General features: G+C 71.6%; 16 protein-coding genes. 12 read left to right on the top strand and 4 right to left on the bottom strand.

Going from position 1 to position 18,762, the window contains the following annotated elements:
* Positions 1-3: 3 nt before the first annotated feature.
* From OHA98_RS21620 to OHA98_RS21605, 4 genes are read right to left on the bottom strand one after another with little or no spacing between them, the layout of a single operon-like run.
* Positions 4-240, bottom strand: a complete 237-nt coding sequence (locus OHA98_RS21620; RefSeq protein ID WP_266928352.1) for a phosphopantetheine-binding protein — start codon at positions 238-240, stop codon at positions 4-6.
* 23 nt (positions 241-263) lie between these two features.
* A complete protein-coding gene (locus tag OHA98_RS21615; protein WP_266928350.1) occupies positions 264-1,478 on the bottom strand; it encodes a cytochrome P450 in 1,215 nt (404 codons plus the stop codon).
* Between the two features lie 6 nt (positions 1,479-1,484).
* On the bottom strand, positions 1,485-2,498 hold the full coding sequence (locus OHA98_RS21610; RefSeq protein ID WP_266928348.1) for a methyltransferase: 1,014 nt from the start codon (positions 2,496-2,498) through the stop codon (positions 1,485-1,487).
* 2 nt (positions 2,499-2,500) lie between these two features.
* Positions 2,501-3,952, bottom strand: coding sequence for an AMP-binding protein (locus tag OHA98_RS21605; protein WP_266928346.1), 1,452 nt, complete (start codon positions 3,950-3,952; stop codon positions 2,501-2,503).
* A gap of 255 nt (positions 3,953-4,207) precedes the next feature.
* On the opposite strand from OHA98_RS21605, the gene OHA98_RS21600 reads away from it, so the two are divergent.
* The 12 genes from OHA98_RS21600 (at position 4,208) to OHA98_RS21545 (ending at position 18,731) form a co-directional block, all read left to right on the top strand.
* Entirely contained in the window at positions 4,208-5,218 is a 1,011-nt protein-coding gene (locus OHA98_RS21600) for a VOC family protein (RefSeq protein ID WP_266928344.1), read from the top strand.
* Positions 5,215-6,324 (top strand): alpha-hydroxy acid oxidase, encoded by a 1,110-nt coding sequence (locus OHA98_RS21595; protein ID WP_266928342.1) that lies wholly within the window; start codon positions 5,215-5,217, stop codon positions 6,322-6,324. The genes OHA98_RS21600 and OHA98_RS21595 overlap by 4 nt, the downstream gene beginning before the upstream one ends.
* On the top strand, positions 6,321-7,649 hold the full coding sequence (locus OHA98_RS21590; protein ID WP_266928340.1) for a PLP-dependent aminotransferase family protein: 1,329 nt from the start codon (positions 6,321-6,323) through the stop codon (positions 7,647-7,649). The genes OHA98_RS21595 and OHA98_RS21590 overlap by 4 nt, the downstream gene beginning before the upstream one ends.
* A 5-nt stretch (positions 7,650-7,654) precedes the next feature.
* A complete protein-coding gene (locus OHA98_RS21585) occupies positions 7,655-8,722 on the top strand; it encodes an N-acetylneuraminate synthase family protein (protein ID WP_266928338.1) in 1,068 nt (355 codons plus the stop codon).
* Positions 8,706-9,515, top strand: coding sequence for an SDR family oxidoreductase (locus tag OHA98_RS21580; RefSeq protein ID WP_266928336.1), 810 nt, complete (start codon positions 8,706-8,708; stop codon positions 9,513-9,515). The genes OHA98_RS21585 and OHA98_RS21580 overlap by 17 nt, the downstream gene beginning before the upstream one ends.
* A 26-nt stretch (positions 9,516-9,541) precedes the next feature.
* Positions 9,542-11,503 (top strand): transketolase C-terminal domain-containing protein, encoded by a 1,962-nt coding sequence (locus tag OHA98_RS21575; protein WP_266928334.1) that lies wholly within the window; start codon positions 9,542-9,544, stop codon positions 11,501-11,503.
* On the top strand, positions 11,479-12,153 hold the full coding sequence (locus tag OHA98_RS21570) for an RraA family protein (RefSeq protein WP_266928332.1): 675 nt from the start codon (positions 11,479-11,481) through the stop codon (positions 12,151-12,153). Before OHA98_RS21575 ends, OHA98_RS21570 begins: the two co-directional genes overlap by 25 nt.
* A complete protein-coding gene (rfbD, locus tag OHA98_RS21565) occupies positions 12,153-13,043 on the top strand; it encodes a dTDP-4-dehydrorhamnose reductase (protein WP_266928330.1) in 891 nt (296 codons plus the stop codon). Before OHA98_RS21570 ends, rfbD begins: the two co-directional genes overlap by 1 nt.
* Positions 13,043-13,687 (top strand): HAD family phosphatase, encoded by a 645-nt coding sequence (locus OHA98_RS21560; protein WP_266928328.1) that lies wholly within the window; start codon positions 13,043-13,045, stop codon positions 13,685-13,687. The genes rfbD and OHA98_RS21560 overlap by 1 nt, the downstream gene beginning before the upstream one ends.
* A gap of 1 nt (position 13,688) precedes the next feature.
* Complete coding sequence (gene lat / locus OHA98_RS21555) at positions 13,689-14,972, top strand: L-lysine 6-transaminase (protein WP_266928326.1); 1,284 nt, start codon at positions 13,689-13,691, stop codon at positions 14,970-14,972.
* A 193-nt stretch (positions 14,973-15,165) separates the two neighbouring features.
* Positions 15,166-15,381, top strand: a complete 216-nt coding sequence (locus OHA98_RS21550; protein WP_266928325.1) for an MbtH family protein — start codon at positions 15,166-15,168, stop codon at positions 15,379-15,381.
* Positions 15,382-15,965: 584 nt separating this feature from the next.
* Positions 15,966-18,731, top strand: coding sequence for a LuxR family transcriptional regulator (locus OHA98_RS21545; RefSeq protein WP_266928324.1), 2,766 nt, complete (start codon positions 15,966-15,968; stop codon positions 18,729-18,731).
* Positions 18,732-18,762 lie beyond the last annotated feature (31 nt).

Raw genomic sequence — 18,762 nt, 5'->3', positions numbered from 1 at the left:
CTGTCAGGACCGGTCCGGGGACGGTTCCCCGGACCGGGCGAGCTGGCCGGCGAAGTCCGCCAGCACGGGGTGTTCGAGCAGGACCCGGACCCGGACCGTGATGCCGAGGCGCCGGCGCACCGCGGCCACCACCTCCATGGCGGCCAGTGACTGACCGCCCAGGGCGAAGAAGTCGTCGTCGTCCTCGACCGGGACGCCCAGAACCTCCTGCCAGATTTCGGCGATTGCGGTGGTACCCATCGTCCATCAGCTCCTTGACGGGCTCACGCCGGGCTCAGCCGCACCGGCAGTCTGGTCAGTCCATGGATGAAGTTGCCGGTGCTCCACACCGGCCTGCCGGCCGGGGCTATCGTGCGCACCCGGCGGATCAGCGCGGTCAGCAGCGCGGTCAGTTCCAGCCTGGCCACCCGCGAGCCGACGCAGACATGGGGCCCCCAGCCGAACGCGAGGTGCCGGTTGGGGGAGCGGTCGGGCCGGAAGGTGTCCGGGTCGGGGAAGACCGCCGGGTCGCGGTTGGCCGAGCAGAGCCAGGCGGTCACCCGCTCGCCGGGCAGCAGGTCGCTGCCGGAGACCGTCACCGGGCGGGTCACCGTACGCAGCGCGTGCAGGCCGGGGCTGGTCCAGCGCAGGATCTCCTCGACGGTGGTGGGCAGCAGCTCCGGCGATGCGCGCAGCGCCGTCCACAGGTCGGGCCGGTCGCCGAAGACCAGCAGCGCTCCGGCCGCCGCGTACCGGACGGTCTCGTTGGCACCGGTCAGCACCCCGCTGCAGTTGATCAGCAGCTCCTCGTCGGTCAGGTCGCCGCCGGCCGCGAGCAGCGCGCTGATCAGGTCGTCGCCGGGGCGGGCGCGGCGCCGGCCGATCAGGTCGGCGAAGTAGCCGAAGATCTCGGCGTTGGCGTCCAGCCGGTCGATGGGGTCGGGGGAGTCCAGACCGTCGGTGGTGAGCCTGCCGATCAACGGCCAGTCGGCCCGGGGCAGGTTCATCATGGCGCAGATGACCTGGTTGGGCAGTCGCTGGGTCAAGTCACCGACGGCGTCCCGGATCAGTGGCCCGGCAGCTTTGTCCGGCCGGTCCCCCACGGGCCCGCCGACACCCTCCCCGACCACCTCGTCCACCAGTTCGGTGACGCCGGCGACGATCCGGTCGTGCCAGCGAAGCAGCGCCGCCGGGGTGAACGGCGCACCCATCACACGGCGGATCCGGCCGTGCCGCGGCGGGTCGCTGACCACCATCATCCGGTCGGCGACCAGGCGGGCCGCCTCGTCCGATCCGCCGAGCCTGATGCCGGCGCGGGAACTGAACGTGGCCGGATCACTCAGCACCGTCCGGACGTCGTCGTACCGGGCGGCCACCCAGAACCCGGGACCGCCCGGCTCCGGATGCCGGGTCAGGCCCGGACGGGCGCGTACGGCCGCGAGCTGGTCCAGGTGCCGGTGTCCGGCGAAGACATCCGGCGTGAGCAGGTCGATGTCCATCGCCGGTCAGCGCGCCTCGATCACGGAGAACGGCGACCCCGGGATCTCCGAGACCCGGTCGATCCGGTAGCCGGCGGCCTCCAGGACCCGGGTGAACCCGGCCCGGTCGCGTTCCCGGCCGCCGGTGAGGACCATCATGCCGAGGTCGCTCCAGCGGCTGATGTGCTGGGCGCCGTCCTCCGGCACCAGCATCTCGATCACCAGCAGCCGGCCGCCGGCGGCCAGCGCGCGACGGCTCGACCGCAGAATGTCCACCGCCTGGTCGTCGGTCCAGTCGTGCAGGACGCTGCACAGCAGGTGGGTGTCCGCGCCGGTGGGCACCGCGACGAAGAAGTCGCCCGGCACGGTGCGGCAACCGGAGACACCGCCGCGGAGGTTCACCTCGTCGATCACCGAGGGGCGGTCGAACAGTACGCCGCTCGCGTGCGGGGCCACCGAGAGGATCTTGCCGAGAAGAAAGCCGTCGGCGCCGCCGATGTCCAGGATGACCTCCGACCGCGACCAGTCGACGGTCTCGGCCGCCTGCCGGTACAGACGGCCGGTGCGTTCCCGCATCCGGCGCAGGAACGCGACGTTCGCGCCGCGCCGGGTGTTCTTGACACCGAAGAAGTCGCCGCCGCCGTCGCCGTCGAAGGATGCCGCGCCGGTACGGAAGGTGTCCGTGGCACGCAGCCAGGCCAGCTGGCTCTCGGCATTGACCAGGGACGCGGAGAGACTGCGCGGGTGGTCCCGTCGCAGCCTCGCGCCGAGCGCGGTCAGCCGGAAGCCGGTGGCGGGGTCGCCGGCGAAGAATCCGGCCGCGGCGAGGGCGGACAGCAGTCGGCCCAGGGCGTCGGGGGCGGCGTCGATCAGGCCCGCCGTGGTCGCTACGGGCTGCGGGGTCAAGGAGTCCATCACATCGGCGACGCCGAGTTCGACGGCGATGCGCAAGGCGTGCGGCAGCACCGCGACCATGCTGTCGTCGACGAGTGTGAGGTAGTCCTCCACGATCTTGTCGGTGGTCTCGGTGTACGTGGTCATCGTCAGCCCCTTTCCTGGGGTCGGGACGTGAGCAGCAGCTCGGTCAAGGCCCGGTGGTCGACCTTGCCGTTGGCGTTGTGGGGGAGATCGTGGAGGCGGCGCACCAGATCGGGCACCAGGTGGCCGGGGAGCCGGTCGCGCAGCTCCGCGCGCACCCGGTCCGGGTCGGCGTCGCCGGTGAAGGCCAGCGCCAGACGCTCGTACGCGCCGCTTCGGCCGGACAGCGCCACCGCCACGCAGTCGCGCACGCCGTCGCGGCCCGCGGCGTGGCTCTCCACCTCTCCCAGCTCCACGCGGTATCCGCGGATCTTCACCTGCCGGTCGGCACGGCCCAGGAAGTGCAGCACTCCCTCGGCGTCGCGTACCGCGCGGTCCCCCGTGCGGTAGACACGTGTCGGCACACCCCGGACATCGACGGTGACGAACCGCTCGGCGGTGCGTTCCGGGTCGCGCAGGTATCCCTGGGCCAGCCCCGCGCCCGCGACGCACAGCTCGCCGTCGACCAGGTGGACCTCCGTGCCGGGCACCGGCCGCCCGATGGGCACGCCGTGAGGCCGGTCGCAGTCCTCGGGCCGGATGTGATGCATGGTGGCGAAGGCGAAACTCTCCACCGGGCCGTAGCAGTTGTGGACGGCCGTGTCCGGGTGGTGCAGCAGCAGGGCCCGCACCGGCTCGGGCGCCAGACGTTCACCACCGATGAACATCAGGCCGATCCCGCGGAAGCAGTCGGGATCCAGCCGTACGAGCAGGTTCACCACGGAGGCGACCAGGACGAGGGTGTTCACGCCGTGCCGTGCGACCAGGTCGCGCAGGGTGTCCGGCAGCAGATGGTCCTCGTCCGGCAGCACCACGGTGCCGCCCCGGCACAGCATGCCCCACAGTTCCAGTCCGCAGGCGTCCCAGCCGACCGGGGCGAGCTGCGGCAGCACCCGCCCGGGGCCGAAGGCCGCCAGGGGGCCGCTGTCGAAGAGCCGCAGCACGGCCCGGTGCGGAGTCACCACGCCCTTGGGGGCGCCCGTGCTGCCGGAGGTGAAGAAGACACAGGCCGGGTCGTCCGGCCCGATGTCCGCCCGGACCGTCCGGGACCCGGGTGCGGGGGCGGACGGTGGTGTCCAGCACGGTGCGCCGGCGAGCGGTGTGTCCGTGATGAACAACGGTGCCCGCAGCAGGCGCAGCAGTTCGCGTACGCGCTCGTCCGGCCACTTCACGTCGATGGGGCAGTACGCCGCACCCGTCTTCAGCACGGCCAGCAATAACGTCACCATACGGGCCGACCGGGTGATGCGCACCGGCACCAGGCAGCCCGGACCCACCCCCGCCTCGACCAGTGAGGCCGCATACGAATCGGCCGCCGAAACAAGCTGGGAATAAGTGACCGGGCCATTGTCACCCATCAGTGCAATATGGCCGCCGTATTCTGCCGCGCGCTCGTCGAGTGCCTGATGAATCAGCACGTACCGCTCCTTGTCCGCAGCTTCGATCGCACGCATATTCACCCGTCGCCGTGGCGCGCGCAACCCCTACGAACCCCATAGCGGATACCCCGGCACCCAGGTGCGGGAAGGTGCGTTCCGTACTGTTGGGCGGCTCCCAGCAGGGTTCATTGACATTCTTCCGCGCCCGTCCGTAGCGTTTTTTCGTCGCGGTACCGGGATCTGACAATTCTTGTTCCCACCGTGGAAACCGATTATCGAGCCTTGGGGGAATTCGTGTCGTCCGCACCCCAGACCAGAAATCAGCACACCGTCGACGCCGGCATCGACCACATCACACTCTCCGTCGGTGATGCCCGCGCCCGTGCGGCCGAGTTCGTGGACCGCTACGGCTTCAAGGTGATCGCCGCCGGGGAGACCCCGGAGTTCACCGCCGTGGCGGTGCGGCAGCGGGACGTCGTCCTGGTGCTGCTGGAGGGCCGCACCGACGACCATCCGGCCACCCTGTTCACCGCCCGGCACGGCGACGGCGTGAGCGACATCGCCCTGCTCGTGGACGAGCCGGACCACACGGTGCTCGAAGCCTTCGGCGATGTGACGCACACCTTTGTGAGCCGGCCCGACGGCGGACCCTGGTCGCTGCCCGGTATCGCACCGGTCGGCACCGAGGAGCCCGCGGGGCCCGCGGCGCCGGCGCGGCGCCACCTGCTGTGCGTCGACCACATCGCGGTCTGCGTGGAGAACGGCGAACTCGACCGGACCGTCGAGTCCTACCGGCGGACGCTGGGCTGGCAGGTGGTGTTCGAGGAGGACATCCACGTCGGCGCGCAGGCCATGCAGTCCAAGGTGGTGCAGAGCCCGAGCGGGCGGGTGACGCTGACGCTGCTGCAGCCCATGAGCGGTGCCGCCCCGGGCCAGATCGACGACTTCCTGAAGAAGCACGGCGGCAGCGGTGTGCAGCACCTGGCCTTCGCGGTGCCGGACATCGTGGACGCGGTGGCCGATCTCGGCACCGCCGGCGTACGGTTCCTGTCCACGCCCGCCGCCTACTACGAGAACCTCGAACAGCGGCACGGATCCTCCGGCCATCCGGTGGCGGCGCTGCGCGAGCACAGCGTGCTCGTCGACCGGGACCACGACGGTGAGCTGTTCCAGATCTTCACCCGGTCCGAACACCCGCGCCGCACGCTCTTCATGGAGATCATCGAACGCCGCGGCGCGACCACGTTCGGCAGCAACAACATCCGCAAGCTGTACGAGGCGGTCGAGCGACAGGACCGGGCGTGACGGGCGGTCGGACCGTCCTGGCGACGGATCCGCTCACCCTCGCCGACATCGAGGACCGGGCCCGCGCCGTGCTGGCGCCCGAGGTGTACGACTTCGTGGCCGGCGGAAGCGGCCGGGAGTCGACGCTGGACGCCAACCGGACCGCGTTCGACCGGTGTCACCTCGTCCCTCGCGTACTGTCCGGGGTGGACACCGCCGACACCACGACCACCCTGCTGGGGGTGCCGGCGTCGATGCCCGTCGCCGTGGCGCCGATGGCGTTCCACTCGGTGGTGCACCCGGACGGCGAACCGGCGGTGTCCCGTGCGGCGGCCGCGGCCGGCATCCCCTTCACCGCGGCGACCCTGGCCGGCTGCCCGCTGGACGAACTGTCCCACGCCGGCGGCGACCTGTTCTTCCAGTTGTACTGGCTGCGCGACCGGGCCCGCACCGAGTGGCTGATCGGTGAAGCCGAACGGCTCGGCGCCCGCGCCCTGATCCTCACCGTGGACGTTCCGTTCATGGGCCGACGGCTGCGCGATCTGCGCAACGGGTTCACCGTGCCGGCGCACGCCGCACCGGTGAACCTGGCCGGCGCACAACGCGGCGGCGGGCAGAGCGTCGGCGGGCACGCGGCCGCGGTGATCGACCCCACGCTGTCCTGGTCCGACCTGGACCGGATCCGGCGACGGACACGATTGCCGTTGGTGCTCAAGGGAGTTCTCGACCCGGCGGACGCGCGGCGCGCGGTGGACCTCGGCGCGGACGGCCTGGTGGTGTCCAATCACGGCGGCCGGCAACTGGACGGCGCCGTACCCAGTCTCCTGGCCCTGCCGGCGATCAGGGACGAGGTCGGTGACGCGTGCGAGGTGCTGCTGGACAGCGGTGTGCGCAGCGGCACCGACGTGCTGCGCGCGCTGGCCCTCGGCGCGTCCGGGGTGCTGCTCGGCCGGCCGGTCCTGTGGGGACTGGCCTCCGGCGGCGAGACGGGCGTGACCGGGGCGCTGGAACTGCTGCGCACCGAACTCGAGGTGTCGATGGCCCTCGCCGGTGCGCCGCACGTGGCCGCGGCCGGGCGGCTGGGCGTGCGCTGGGCGTCCGCGACGCACGAACGGGAGGAGCGATGACCGAGTCGCCCCACGCCCGAACGGCACCGCCCGGAGCGGTGATGGACCTGGCCGGCCTGCACGGGTCGCTGTCCGATCCGGCGCTGCTGTCGATGAACCTGCTGAACGAGGTGTCCGACCGGTACCCGGACGCGGTCTCCTTCGCGCCCGGACGGCCGGACCCGGGCGGGTTCTCGGTGGAGGACGTCCACCGGTATCTGCGTACCTGGACCGAGTACGTCACCGACGGCACGCCCCGCGGCGCGGAAGTGGCCCGCAACCGGCTCTACCAGTACGGCAGAACGAAAGGGGTGATCCAGGACCTGGTGGCCCGCAACCTCGTGACCGACGAGAACATCCACGCCGACCCGGAGTCGATCCTGGTGACCGTCGGCTGTCAGGAGGCCATGGTCCTGGTGCTGCGCGCCCTGCGGGCCGGTGACCGCGACGTGCTCCTGGCCACCTCACCGGCCTACGTGGGCATCACCGGCGCGGCCCGTCTGGTCGACATGCCGGTCGTGCCGGTCGACAGCGGCGCCGGCGGCATCGACCTGGACGACCTGGCGGCCAAGGTGCGGGGCGCGCGCGAGGCCGGACTGCGGCCCCGGGCCTGCTACCTGGTGCCCGACTTCGCCAATCCGACCGGGCTCAGTCTCGACGTGCCGACCCGGCGCCGGCTGCTGGAGCTGGCCGCGGAGCTGGACATCCTGATCATCGAGGACAACCCGTACGGCTTCTTCGGCGACGGCGCGCCCCCGAAGCCGACGCTCAAGTCGCTGGACACGGGACATCGGGTCGTCTACCTCGGCTCGTACGCCAAGACCGCCCTGCCCGGCGCCCGGATCGGGTACGTGGTGGCGGACCAGCCGGTCGTCCGGGACGGAGAGGTCGTCGGCACCCTCGCCGACGAGCTGTCGAAGATCAAGAGCATGATCACGGTCAATACCCCGCCGATCGCGCAGGCGGTCATCGGCGGCCGGCTGCTGGAGAGCGACTTCGCTCTGCGCGAGGCGAACCGGGACGCCACCGCGCGGTACGGACAGCGGCTGCGGCACCTGCTCGACGGGCTGGCCGCGCGGTTCCCGACAACGTCGCCGGTCTCCTGGAACCGACCGGACGGCGGATTCTTCCTGGTCGTCACGGTGCCGTTCGTCGCCGACGACGACCTGCTCGCCCACTCGGCCAAGCGGCACAAGGTCATCTGGACGCCGATGCACCACTTCTACGCGGCAGGGGGCGGTCAGCGGCAGCTGCGACTGTCCTGCAGCTCGCTCACACCGGCGGAGATCGACCTCGGTCTGGACCGGTTCGCTTCGCTGGTGACCGATCTTCTGGAGAGGACCTGAGAACGATGAGAGCGCTGACGGTAAACGATCGGACCATCTCGGACGAGACCGACGCCTATGTGATCGCGGAGATCGGCCACAACCACGAGGGCGATCTGGGCAAGGCGGAGGAGCTGGTACGTCAGGCGGCCGCGGCCGGGGCCAGCGCGGTCAAGCTGCAGAAGCGGAACAACCGCTCGCTCTACACCAGGGCGATGTACGACTCCCCCTACACGGGACGCAACAGCTTCGGCCCGACGTACGGAGCGCACCGCGAGTTCCTCGAGTTCGGCACCCACGAGTACACCTATCTCCAGCAGCTGTCGGCCGAACTGCGCGTGGACTTCCTGGCCACCGCCTTCGACTTCGCCAGCGTGGACTTCCTGGCCGAGCTCGGTGTGCCGGCGATCAAGATCGCGTCCGGGGACATCAGGAACACACCACTGCTCGCCTACGCGGCGAAGGCGGGCAAGCCGCTGATCGTGAGTACCGGTGGCGCCGACATGGAGGCCGTGCGGCGCGCCTGCGGCACCGTCCTGCCGATCAACCCGGACCTCGCGCTGCTGCAGTGCACGGCGATGTACCCGGCCGAGCCGGAGGAGTTGAACCTGGCGGTGCTGAGCACCTACCGGGCCGAGTTCCCCCGGACGGTGGTCGGTTTCTCCGGGCACGACCTCGGCCCGTGGGCCGCCTGGACCGCGTACGCGCTCGGCGCCCGGGTGGTGGAGAAGCATGTCACTCTCGACCGCACCCGGCCCGGCAGCGACCACAAGTTCTCGTTGGAGCAGGCGGACATGGCCGAAATGGTCGACGGGCTGCGCCGCGTGCGGCGCTCGCTGGGCAGCCGGGACAAGCAGGTCCTGCCGGGCGAGCGGCCCGCGATCAACAAGATGGGCAAGAAGCTGGTCGCCCACCGGGACCTGCCGGCAGGGCACCGACTCATCATGGAGGACGTGGCGATCAAGTCGCCGGGCGACGGGCTGACTCCCGACCGGCTCGCCGACGTGGTGGGCCGCCATCTCGGCCGGCCGCTGGCGGCCGACGCCGACATCACCCTGGAGGACCTGGTGGACGGCGATGCCGACCGCGATTGACCTGACCGGATCGGTCGCCGTCGTGACCGGCGTGTGCGGACGGCTCGGCGCCATGTGGGTGGACGCCCTGCTGGGCGCCGGTGCCGATGTGCTGGGCCTGGATGTGCGGGACACCCGCGGGCCGGAGCTGCGGGCGGTGCTGGACAACCACGACCCGAAGCGGTTCGCCACGCTGGTCGCGGACGTCACCGACACCGGCAGCCTGCGCCGCGCGCTCGACGACTGTCTCGAACTGGCCGGCGAGCCGACCATTCTGATCAACAACGCCGGCATCGACAGCCCACCGTCGGCCGCGGGCGCCAGCTGGTGCTTCGAGGACATCCCGGACGAGGTGTCCGGCGGCATACTCGCGGTCAACGCCCAGGGGACGCTGCGGATGTGCCAGGTGTTCGGGTCGCGGATGGTCCGGCACGGCGGCGGGTCCGTCATCAACATCGGATCGATGTACGGCGGCCTCGCGCCCGACCCGCGGATGTACGAGCACCTGCCGATGGATCCGCCGTTCCTGAAACCGCCCGCGTACGGCATGTCCAAGGCAGGCGTCGCCTCGCTCACCCGGTACCTCGCGGCGCTGTGGGGGCCGGCCGGGGTGCGGGTCAACACCTTGTCGCCGGGCGGTGTGCTGGGCGGGCAGGACCCCGCGTTCCGGGAGAAGTTCCACGCCCGCGTGCCGCTGCGGCGCATGGCCCGTGCCGAGGACCTCACCGGACCGCTGCTGTTCCTCGCGTCCGACCTGAGCCGCTACGTCACCGGAACCGAACTCACCGTGGACGGCGGGTTCAGCTGTTGGTGACACCGACCCATCCACGAGGAGAAGCCATGGACAGCTCCTTGGCCTGGATACCGCGCACCGAGTTCGAGCGCGTCCTGGGCCATGTCGACGATCCGTACGAAAGGGCCCTCGCCTTCGCGGCGATGTCCCGGATCAACACCCTCTACATGATCGCGCGCGCAGGGTCGGGACACATCGGTTCCAGCTTCAGCGCCGCCGACGTGGTCAGCTGGCTGTTGCTGGAGGAGCTCGACCAGCCGTTCGAAGCCAACGGCGACGTGTACTTCTCGTCGAAGGGACACGACGCGCCCGGACTGTACGCCGCGATGATCGCGCTCGGACGGCTGGACGAGGACCTCCTGCACCGGCTGCGGCGGATCGACGGGCTGCCCGGTCACCCTGACGTCGGCACTCCGGGAATGCCCTTCAACACCGGTTCCCTCGGCATGGGGATCTCCAAGGCGAAGGGCCTGATCCTCGCCCATCGCCTGGCCGGCCGGGTCTCCCGGGTGGTGGTGATGACCGGGGACGGCGAACTGCAGGAGGGCCAGAACTGGGAGGCGCTGCCCAGTGCCGCGCGGTACGGGATGGGCGAGCTGACCGTGGTGGTCGACCACAACCGCCTGCAGTCCGACACGTTCGTCACCGACGTCAGCGACCTCGGCGACCTGCCGGGCAAGTTCACCGCCGCGGGCTGGGGCGTGCTGCGCTGCGACGGGCACGATCCCCGGCAGCTGGAGAAGGCGTTCACCCGCCGCGCCGAGGACCACCCGGAGCAGCCCGTGGTCATCATCGCGGAAACGGTGAAGGGCGGCGGCTGCCCCACGTTCGCCGCGACCTCGATGGAACCCGGCGAATGGCGCTACCGCCACCACAGCGGCGCGCCGAGCCCGCAGGACTACCGCTCCGCGCACCGGGAGCTGACCGACACCGCCGACGGGATACTCCGCAGGCACGGCCTGCCGCCCCTCCGGCCGGTCGAGCGAACGCTGGACCGGCCGGTGAAACCGGCCGGGGTGCGGCTGCCCGAGCTGTACGGCCGACTGCTCACCGAGGCGGCACACGACGATCCGCGGATCGTCGCGCTGGACGGCGACCTGGTGCTCGACACCGGCCTGATCCCGTTCCGTGAGGCCCACCCGGACCGTTTCGTCGAATGCGGCATCGCCGAGCAGGACATGGTCTCGATGGCGGGCGGACTGGCGGCCGGCGGTCTGCGGCCGTTCGTGCACTCGTTCTCCTGCTTCCTGCACGCGCGGCCCAATGAGCACATCTACAACAACGCCACCGAGCGGCGGCCGGTGGTGTACGTCGGCTCGCTCGCCGGGCTGCTGCCCGCCGGGCCCGGACATTCGCACCAGGCGGTCCGCGACGTGTCGGCGCTGTGCGCCGTCCCCGGTCTGGCCATCCTGGAACCGTCCCACCCGGCCCAGCTGGCCGCCGCGCTGCACTACTGCCGGTCCACCCCGGACAGCGTCTATCTGCGGCTGTCCAGCCAACCGGTCCCCGCCGAACTGGCGGATCTGCCGCCCGCGCCCCTGGTGACCGGCCGGGGCCAGGTACTGCGTACCGGCGGCCGGTCGGTCGCGTTCGGCGCCGGCCCGGTGGTCCTCGCGCAGCTGCTGGGCGCCGCCGGCCTGCTTGCCGCACAGGGCATCGAGCTGACGGTGGTGGACCTGCCCTGGCACAACCGGGTCGACCCGGTGTGGCTGGGCGAGCTGCTGACCGGCGTCCGGCATGTGTTCGTGGTCGAGCACCAGTACAGCAGCGGTGGCCAGGCCGACCTGATCGCCCGGCAGCTGCTGGAGACGGGCACCTGGGACGGAGCCTCCTTCCGCGGCGTCGGCCTCACGGACGTACCGCGCTGCGGCACCGACGCGGAAGTGCTCGCCGCGCATGGCATGGACGCAGCGCACCTGGCGCACCTGATCGGCGCGGACGTCCTGGACCGCACCCGTACCACCCAACCGACGGGAGACACACCGTGGAAACTGTCCGCAACGAACTGAACCGCCCACCCCAGGAGATCGTCGAGGCCTTCCGCGAGGTGCTCGCCGAGTACAGCCCGAGCTGTCTGGTCACCGACGCCCGGCGGCGGGTCGGCGCGATCGGCGGGCTGCTGCCGGTGAAACACCACCACAAGATCGCCGGGCCGGCGCTCACCGTCAACCTCTCGATCGACGACCTGGTCGACTGCATGCCGGTACTGACCCGGGCGCAGCCGGGCGATGTGATCGTGGTGGCCTGCCACGGCACCACCCGCACCGCGATGTGGGGCGGCCTGATGTCCACCCTGTCGCGGCAGATCGGTCTGGCCGCAGGCATCGTCGACGGCGCCATCCGCGACGTCGACGAGATCCGCGACCTCGACTTCCCGGTCTGGTACCGCAGCACCGTCCCGAGGCCCTCCCCGACCGCCGTGCACGACCGAACCGAGCCGGTCCAGGTGAACGTGCCGGTGGTGATCGACGGTCAGGTGATCAACCCGGGGGACATCCTGGTCGCCGACGAGAACGGCATCGCCGTCGTACCGCAGGACGAGGCCGAGACCGTCCTCGCCCGCACGAGGATGAACATCGACAGGGAGCGGGTGATCCGCGAGAAGATCGGCTCCGGCCTGTCGGTCGCCGAACTGATCGCCGAGTTCGGGCACCTGTGATGCGCGTCTACCTCACCGGCGCGGACGGGATGCTGGGCACCGCGCTGCGGCGGGAGCTCGCGACGCGGCCGGAGACCGCCGACTGGCCCGTCCTCGGGGTGTCCCTCTCCGACTTCGACATCGGCGACGAGACCGCCGTCCGGGACTCGATCGCCGATTTCGGCCCCGACGTGGTGGTGCACACCGCCGCGAACGCGGTGGTGGACTCCTGCGAACGCGACCCGGCACTGGCCCTGCGCGTCAACGTGGGCGGTACCCATCACGTCGCGGAAGCCTGCCGGCGGCACGGCAGCCGGCTGATCTACATCTCCAGCGACTACGTGTTCGACGGCCGGGCACCCGGGCCGGCCGGGTACAACGAGGAGGACGTACCCGCCCCGGTCAGCGTGTACGGCCTGAGCAAACTGGCCGGCGAGCGGATCGTCGAGTCCGTGCCCGACCACCTCGTGGTGCGCACGTCCTGGCTGTTCGGCGGTACCGACCCCCGCCTGGACCAGGTGCTCGCCGCCGCGCGGGAGTTCCTCGACGGCGGCCGGCCGCGACTGATCGACGACCAGTTCAGCAGCCCGACCTACGTCCCCGATCTGGCGTCCGCGCTCGTACGGCTGCTGCCCGGCGCACTGGCGGTCCGCGGCCTGCTGCACATCGCCAACCGGGGCCGGGCGAGCTGGTACCAGGTGGGTCTGGCACTCGCCGAACGCCTCGGCACCGCCCACCCGGTGCCGATGTCCATGGCCGACGCCGGTTTCGTCGGCGGCCGGCCGCGCGACTCACGCCTGGACAGCACCCGCGCGGCCGCCTTCGTGCACGCGATGCCCCATTGGACCGACGCCCTCTCCCGGTACTGTGCCCGGCTCGCAGCCGTCGACCGAGGGCCGGTGAACCACTGATGCCCGAGCCGTTCCTGCTGCTGGACTTCGACGGTGTGGTCTGCGACACCGAACGGGCCGCGCTGCTGGCCTGGCAGGACCTCTACGACCGGCTCGGGGTGCCCCTGAACGGCGAGGTGCGGGCCAGGATGCTCGGCAACTCGGCCGGGGCCCGGGTCGCCCTGGCCGACCTGGCCGACCGGCTGGGCCGGCCGGTCGGGGACGGCGAGTGGGCCTGGCAGCGGCAGCGGCGGACCGCCCGGTGCGCCGCCGCGCCGGTCCGGCCCGGTGTGGAGCGGCTGCTGCGCACCGCCGAGGGTGCCGCGATCGTGTCCAGCAGCCCGACCGCCTGGGTGGAGGAACACCTGCGGCGGCTCGGGCTGCGGGACCGCTTCGGCTTCCTCGTGACCGGCGACGACACCGACCGGCACAAGCCGGAACCCGACCTGTACCTGCTCGGGCTGGAACGCGCCGGGGTGGGTGCCGACGACGCGCTGGCGGTGGAGGACTCCCCACGAGGGGTCCGCGCCGCCCGGGCCGCCGGTCTCCGCTGCGTGGCGGTGCCCTGGGAGCCGGCCGGGGCAGCCGGCCTGGCCGGTGCCGACGCGGTGCTGTCCAGCCTGAACGAGCTGGACCTGCGGCACTATCAGCGCGACGAGGTGTGACATGGAGATCACGGCGGACAACGCCCTGGACGAACTGTCCCGGCACGTCCTGATGGACGGCCTGGACCTCGTACTGGACCTGGAGCGCAGCCACGGCAGCACGCTGGTCGACGCGCGTGGCGGCGAGGAGTATCTGGACCTGCTCACGTTCTACGGTTCGTTGCCCCTGGGCATGAACCACCCCGGCATGGCCGATGACCCGGCGTTCCTGGCCGAACTCACCCGGGCCGCGCTGCACAAGGTGACCAACTCCGACATCTACACCGCGCAGTACGCGCGGTTCACGGCGACGTTCAGCCGGGTGCTCGGCGACCCGGGACTGCCGCACCTGTTCTTCATCGACGGCGGCGCCCTGGCGGTGGAGAACGCGCTGAAGGTGGCTTTCGACTGGCGGGCACAGCGACCGCGGACCGACCCGACGGCACCCCTCGAAGTCCTGCACATGGAGAGCGCCTTCCACGGGCGCAGCGGCTACACGCTGAGCCTGACGAACACCTCGCCGACGGTGACCGCGCGGTACCCGGTGTGGAGCTGGCCCCGCGTACCGGCACCCGGGCCCGGCGGTGAACGGGAGGCGGTCGAGGTCGCGCGACGGCACCTGGCCGAGCGCGGCGACCGGATCGCCTGCTTCATCGCCGAGCCGGTCCAGGGAGCCGGCGGAGACCGGCATCTCAGCAGGGAGTTCCTGCTGCGCATGCAGGACCTGTGTCACCGGTACGACGTGCTGTTCGTGCTCGACGAGGTGCAGACCGGGTGCGGCATGTCCGGCGCGCCGTGGACCTATCAGCGGCTCGGACTCGCACCGGACGTGGTGGCGTTCGGCAAGAAGACCCAGGTGTGCGGCCTGATGGCGGGCGGCCGGGTGGACCAGGTGCCCGAGGGCGCGCTGGCCGTGCCGGACCGGCTCGGCTCCACCTGGGGCGGCAACACGGTGGACATGGTGCGGGCCACCCGGATCCTGGAGATCATCGAACGGGACGGCCTCGTCGACGCGGCCGAGACCAAGGGCGGACATCTGGGCCGCCTGCTCGCCGGCCTGGCCGCGGCCCACCCGGCGCTGGTGCGCGACGTGCGTGGCCTGGGCCTGATGTGGGCGTTCGACCTGCCGGATCCGGTACTGCGCGATGAGGTCCTGGACCGCCTGCGCCGCGGTCACCGGGTGCTGCTGCTGCCCGGCGGGGGGTGCGCCGTACGCTTCCGCCCGGCGCTGACCATCGGGCTCGACGAACTGGACAGGGCGGTCGCCGCGGTGGACGCGGTCCTCACCTCGATGAGTGCGCGGTGAACACCGTGCTCCCTCGACGCGTCGCCCGGCGGACGGGGGTCCCGCGCCGCCGGAGCGGGGTGGCTCCGACCCGGCGGGCACCAGCTTCCCGCCGGGCGGCACAGGGGTTGTCAGAAGGTTGTGGTGCGGCGAAAATACGGGCAGCAATAGGGCAGTTTCTCAATTCGGTGACAATAAAGGAGTGCGAGGGCTCATGAGTAATCCGTTCGAGGACGAGAATGCCTCATACTGCGTTCTGGTCAATGCGGAGGAGCAGTATTCCTTGTGGCCGGATTTCGCGGAGGTCCCGGCCGGCTGGACCGTCGTCCTGCCGAGCACGACCCGGCAGATGTGCCTGGACTACGTGAACGAGCACTGGGTCGACATGCGTCCCAAGAGCCTTGTCGAAGCGATGAGTCAGGCCGACTGACGCACCGCCCCCGGAGCAGCCAGGGATCATGTCGCGAGGCGGCATGATCCCTGGCTGTGTTCCGTGGTGGGGGCCAGGACGCATTGAATGGATATTCTGCAACCGCTTCGATCGGCTCGGATGCCTCGGGTACTCCTCGACGCCGTCACCGGTTCTCTATCAGGATTCTCTCGTTCCCGCATCGCGGCGCACGGCCGGCGCCCCGCGCAGCCGATAGCACGCTGATAGCCGGTCGATGAGCCGGGCGGGAAGCATGGGCCGCGTCGGCCGCAGGAACGCCCGGCAGCCGCCACGGCTCATCGACGGGGGCACGCGGCGAAGACGCGTGCACTGATGGCGCGGCACACGTATGCGACCCGAAGGAGGCTGTCCCGTAATCCCCGGCGGGCGAGCGACGACAGCTACGGCACCTCACGGTGTTGTCGGAACGTCCGCATACATCCGGTATGCGGACGTCCCTCCGCCGTGCGACGCACCGCATCCGACGCCGCGCGCTGATCCGCCAGCGATCACGGGACAGCCTTTACCGCCTGGCCGAGGAATGGTTTTCCCTCTTTCTCACTGACCCATGGGAGGAGTTCGCGGTGGAACTGGTGGAGCGCGAAGCACCGTTGGCACTACTGACCTTGCTGGCCGAACAGGCGCGGGACGGACACGGATGCGCCGCGCTGGTCTCCGGACCGGTGGCGGCGGGCAAGAGCGTGCTGGTGCACAACTTCGCCGATCGTGCCCCGGGCCTGGGAATGCTCCCGTTGTCCGCGCTGGGGTCCGAGGACGAGCGGCACCTGCCGCTGGGAGTGGTACGGCAGTTGGTCGACGACGCGCCGCTGGACTCCCGGGACCGGGCGCGGGCCGTGGCGCTGATCGAGGACGGCGTGCGCGCCGCCCGGTGCCGGGGCACCGGTGCGCAGGTGGACGACGGCATCGTGCACGGGCTCTGCACCGTTCTGCTGGAACTGGCCGAACGCCGCCCGCTGTACATCGCCGTCGACGACGTGGAGCAGGCCGACCAGGCCTCGCTGATGTGTCTGGCGTATCTGGCGCGGCGGTTGAAGAGCGCCCGGGTGCTCGCGGTGTTCACGCACAGCGGGCACGGGTGCGACACCGAGTTCCGATTCGGGGCGGACCTGCTGCGACAGCCCAACTGTCACCGCGTCGAGGTGACGCAGGTCTCCCCGGCGGGCGTGCGGCAGCTGGTGGCCCAGCACCTGGGCGAGGTGATCGCCGATGAGCGGTCCGCCGACTGGCACGCCTACAGCGGGGGCAACCCGCTGCTGGTCGAAGCGCTGGTCCGCGACCACCTCGGTGGCGACGAGGCGGGTCCGCGCTACCGCGAAGCCGTACTGTCCTGCCTGCGCCGCGGCCGCCCGGACATGGTCCGGGTGCTGAGCGGCTACGTGGTGCTCGGTGAACTGGACAACCTGGACAGTCTGGTGGGGCTGAGTCCGGTCCGGACCACGGAGGCGGTGCACGCGCTGATCGCCGGCGGACTGCTCACCATGGACGGTTTCCGGCACGGGGCGGCCCGCGACGCGGTGGTCGGCGCGATCGACTCCGACGAGCTCGCCCGGCTGCACGTCCGGGCGGCGGTCCTCGCCCACGAGCGCGGTGCCGGCACCGCGGTGGTCGCCGACCATCTGCTCCACGCCGGTGCGCCGGCCGACGGCGGTGCGCTGGCGGAGCCGTGGGCGCTGCCGGCACTGGAGGACGCCGCGGCGCACGCCCTGCGGGACGGCGCGGCCGGCCGTGCGGTGGACTGCCTCCGGCTGGCCCGGCTGGTCTGCACGGACTCGCTCAGGCGGGCACGCCTCACCGCCGCTCTGATCCGGGCCGAGTGGAGCATCAACCCCGGTGTGTCCAGCGGCCGGCTCGGCGAGCTCGTCGAGGCGATGCGAAAGGGCTGCCTGCGTGGTGCCGACGCGCTGACGCTGGTCCGGGCGCTGCTCTGGCACGGCCGCTTCGAACAGGCCCAGGAGGTGCTCGGTCACCTGGCCGGATCCGGGCAGGCGATGGACCCGGAGACAGCCACCGAGCTGCAGATCACCCGGCGCCGGCTGCGGCACACCTATCCGTCGTTCCTGGCCGCTCTCGGCCCGCGGTCCGGCGCCGGACGTCCCCCCACGCACTCGGTGAGCGCCGACCGCCGGCTGCAGGCGGTGTCCGCGCTGGCCGCCGTACTCGGCGAAGGCTCCCATCAGGAGGCCGTCGGCGTGGCGCAGCGGGTGCTCCACGGCACCCGGCCGGACGAGTTGTCCACCGAGACCGTCGAAAGCGCCCTCCTCGCCCTCGCGTACAGCGGGCGGGCCGAGCGCGCGGCAGCCTGGTGCGATCTGTTCCTGGACCGGATGCAGGCACGGCACACACCGAGCAGACAGGCGCGGCTCGGCGCGGTACGGGCCGAGATCGCCCTGCGCCGGGGTGACCTGAGCGACGCCCTGCGGTACGCGAGTGAAGCGCTCGCCACCCTGCCGGCGATCAGCTGGGGTGTGACCGTCGGCGCGCCGCTGAGCACGCTGATCCTGGCCACCACCGCGATGGGACGCTACGACGAGGCACAGGCCTACCTGGACCACCGGGTTCCGGAGGCGATGTTCGAGACCCGCTACGGCATGCACTACCACTACGCGCGGGCGCGGTTCGGGCTTGCCACCGGGCACCTGGAGATGGCCCTGGAGGATCTGCGCCGGTGCGGTGCCAAGCTGTGCCAATGGGGGATGGACACGCCTGGCCTGATTCCGTGGCGTACCGACGTCGCGGAGGTGTACCTGGGGCTGGGCAGGCCGGACGACGCCAGGCGGATACTGGAGGAGCAGTCGGCCAAGTTCGCCGTGATGCCGAACCGGGTCCGCGGCACCGCGACCCGGGTCCTGGCCGGAGTCGGCGCTCCGGCGCACCGGCCGACGCTGCTGCGCCAGGCGGCGGAACTGCTGCAGTCCGACGACGGCGACCGGTACGAACTCGCCCTGGCCTTCGCCGATTTGGCCCGCGCCTACCGGACCCTGGGTGAGTTCCGGCGTGCCGCGGCGGCCGAGCGCCGCGCGGTCATCGTGGCCGCCGACTGTCACGCCGAAGCGCTGGTCCGGGGCCTGGCGGTGGAGAGCGCCACCGCGCTGCCGGCACTGGCCGACGGCGGTGACGGGCTCACCGAGGCGGAGCGCCGTGTGGCCGCCATGGCCGCGGTCGGCTGTTCCAACCGGGAGATCGCCGAGGGGCTGCACGTCACCGTCAGCACGGTCGAGCAGCACCTGACCCGCACATACCGAAAGCTGCGTATCAGCCGGCGCGCGGACCTGCCGTCCCTGCTGGGCGGACCGGCGACGGTGGACCTCACCGACGCGCGGCGACGGTGACCGGACCGTGCCGAACCGGCTTCTTCCACGG

The sequence above is a fragment of the Streptomyces sp. NBC_00654 genome, from assembly GCF_026341775.1.
Taxonomy (GTDB): domain Bacteria; phylum Actinomycetota; class Actinomycetes; order Streptomycetales; family Streptomycetaceae; genus Streptomyces.
This window is presented reverse-complemented; position numbering and strand designations above follow the sequence as displayed.

Coding starts and splice junctions, on each gene's coding strand:
- OHA98_RS21560 (WP_266928328.1), top strand. CDS start 13,043: ATGCCCGAGCCGTTCCTGCTGCTGGACTTCGACGGTGTGGTCTGCGAC.
- rfbD (WP_266928330.1), top strand. CDS start 12,153: ATGCGCGTCTACCTCACCGGCGCGGACGGGATGCTGGGCACCGCGCTG.
- OHA98_RS21580 (WP_266928336.1), top strand. CDS start 8,706: ATGCCGACCGCGATTGACCTGACCGGATCGGTCGCCGTCGTGACCGGC.
- OHA98_RS21590 (WP_266928340.1), top strand. CDS start 6,321: ATGACCGAGTCGCCCCACGCCCGAACGGCACCGCCCGGAGCGGTGATG.
- lat (WP_266928326.1), top strand. CDS start 13,689: ATGGAGATCACGGCGGACAACGCCCTGGACGAACTGTCCCGGCACGTC.
- OHA98_RS21585 (WP_266928338.1), top strand. CDS start 7,655: ATGAGAGCGCTGACGGTAAACGATCGGACCATCTCGGACGAGACCGAC.
- OHA98_RS21615 (WP_266928350.1), bottom strand. CDS start 1,478: ATGGACATCGACCTGCTCACGCCGGATGTCTTCGCCGGACACCGGCAC.
- OHA98_RS21610 (WP_266928348.1), bottom strand. CDS start 2,498: ATGACCACGTACACCGAGACCACCGACAAGATCGTGGAGGACTACCTC.
- OHA98_RS21575 (WP_266928334.1), top strand. CDS start 9,542: ATGGACAGCTCCTTGGCCTGGATACCGCGCACCGAGTTCGAGCGCGTC.
- OHA98_RS21550 (WP_266928325.1), top strand. CDS start 15,166: ATGAGTAATCCGTTCGAGGACGAGAATGCCTCATACTGCGTTCTGGTC.
- OHA98_RS21620 (WP_266928352.1), bottom strand. CDS start 240: ATGGGTACCACCGCAATCGCCGAAATCTGGCAGGAGGTTCTGGGCGTC.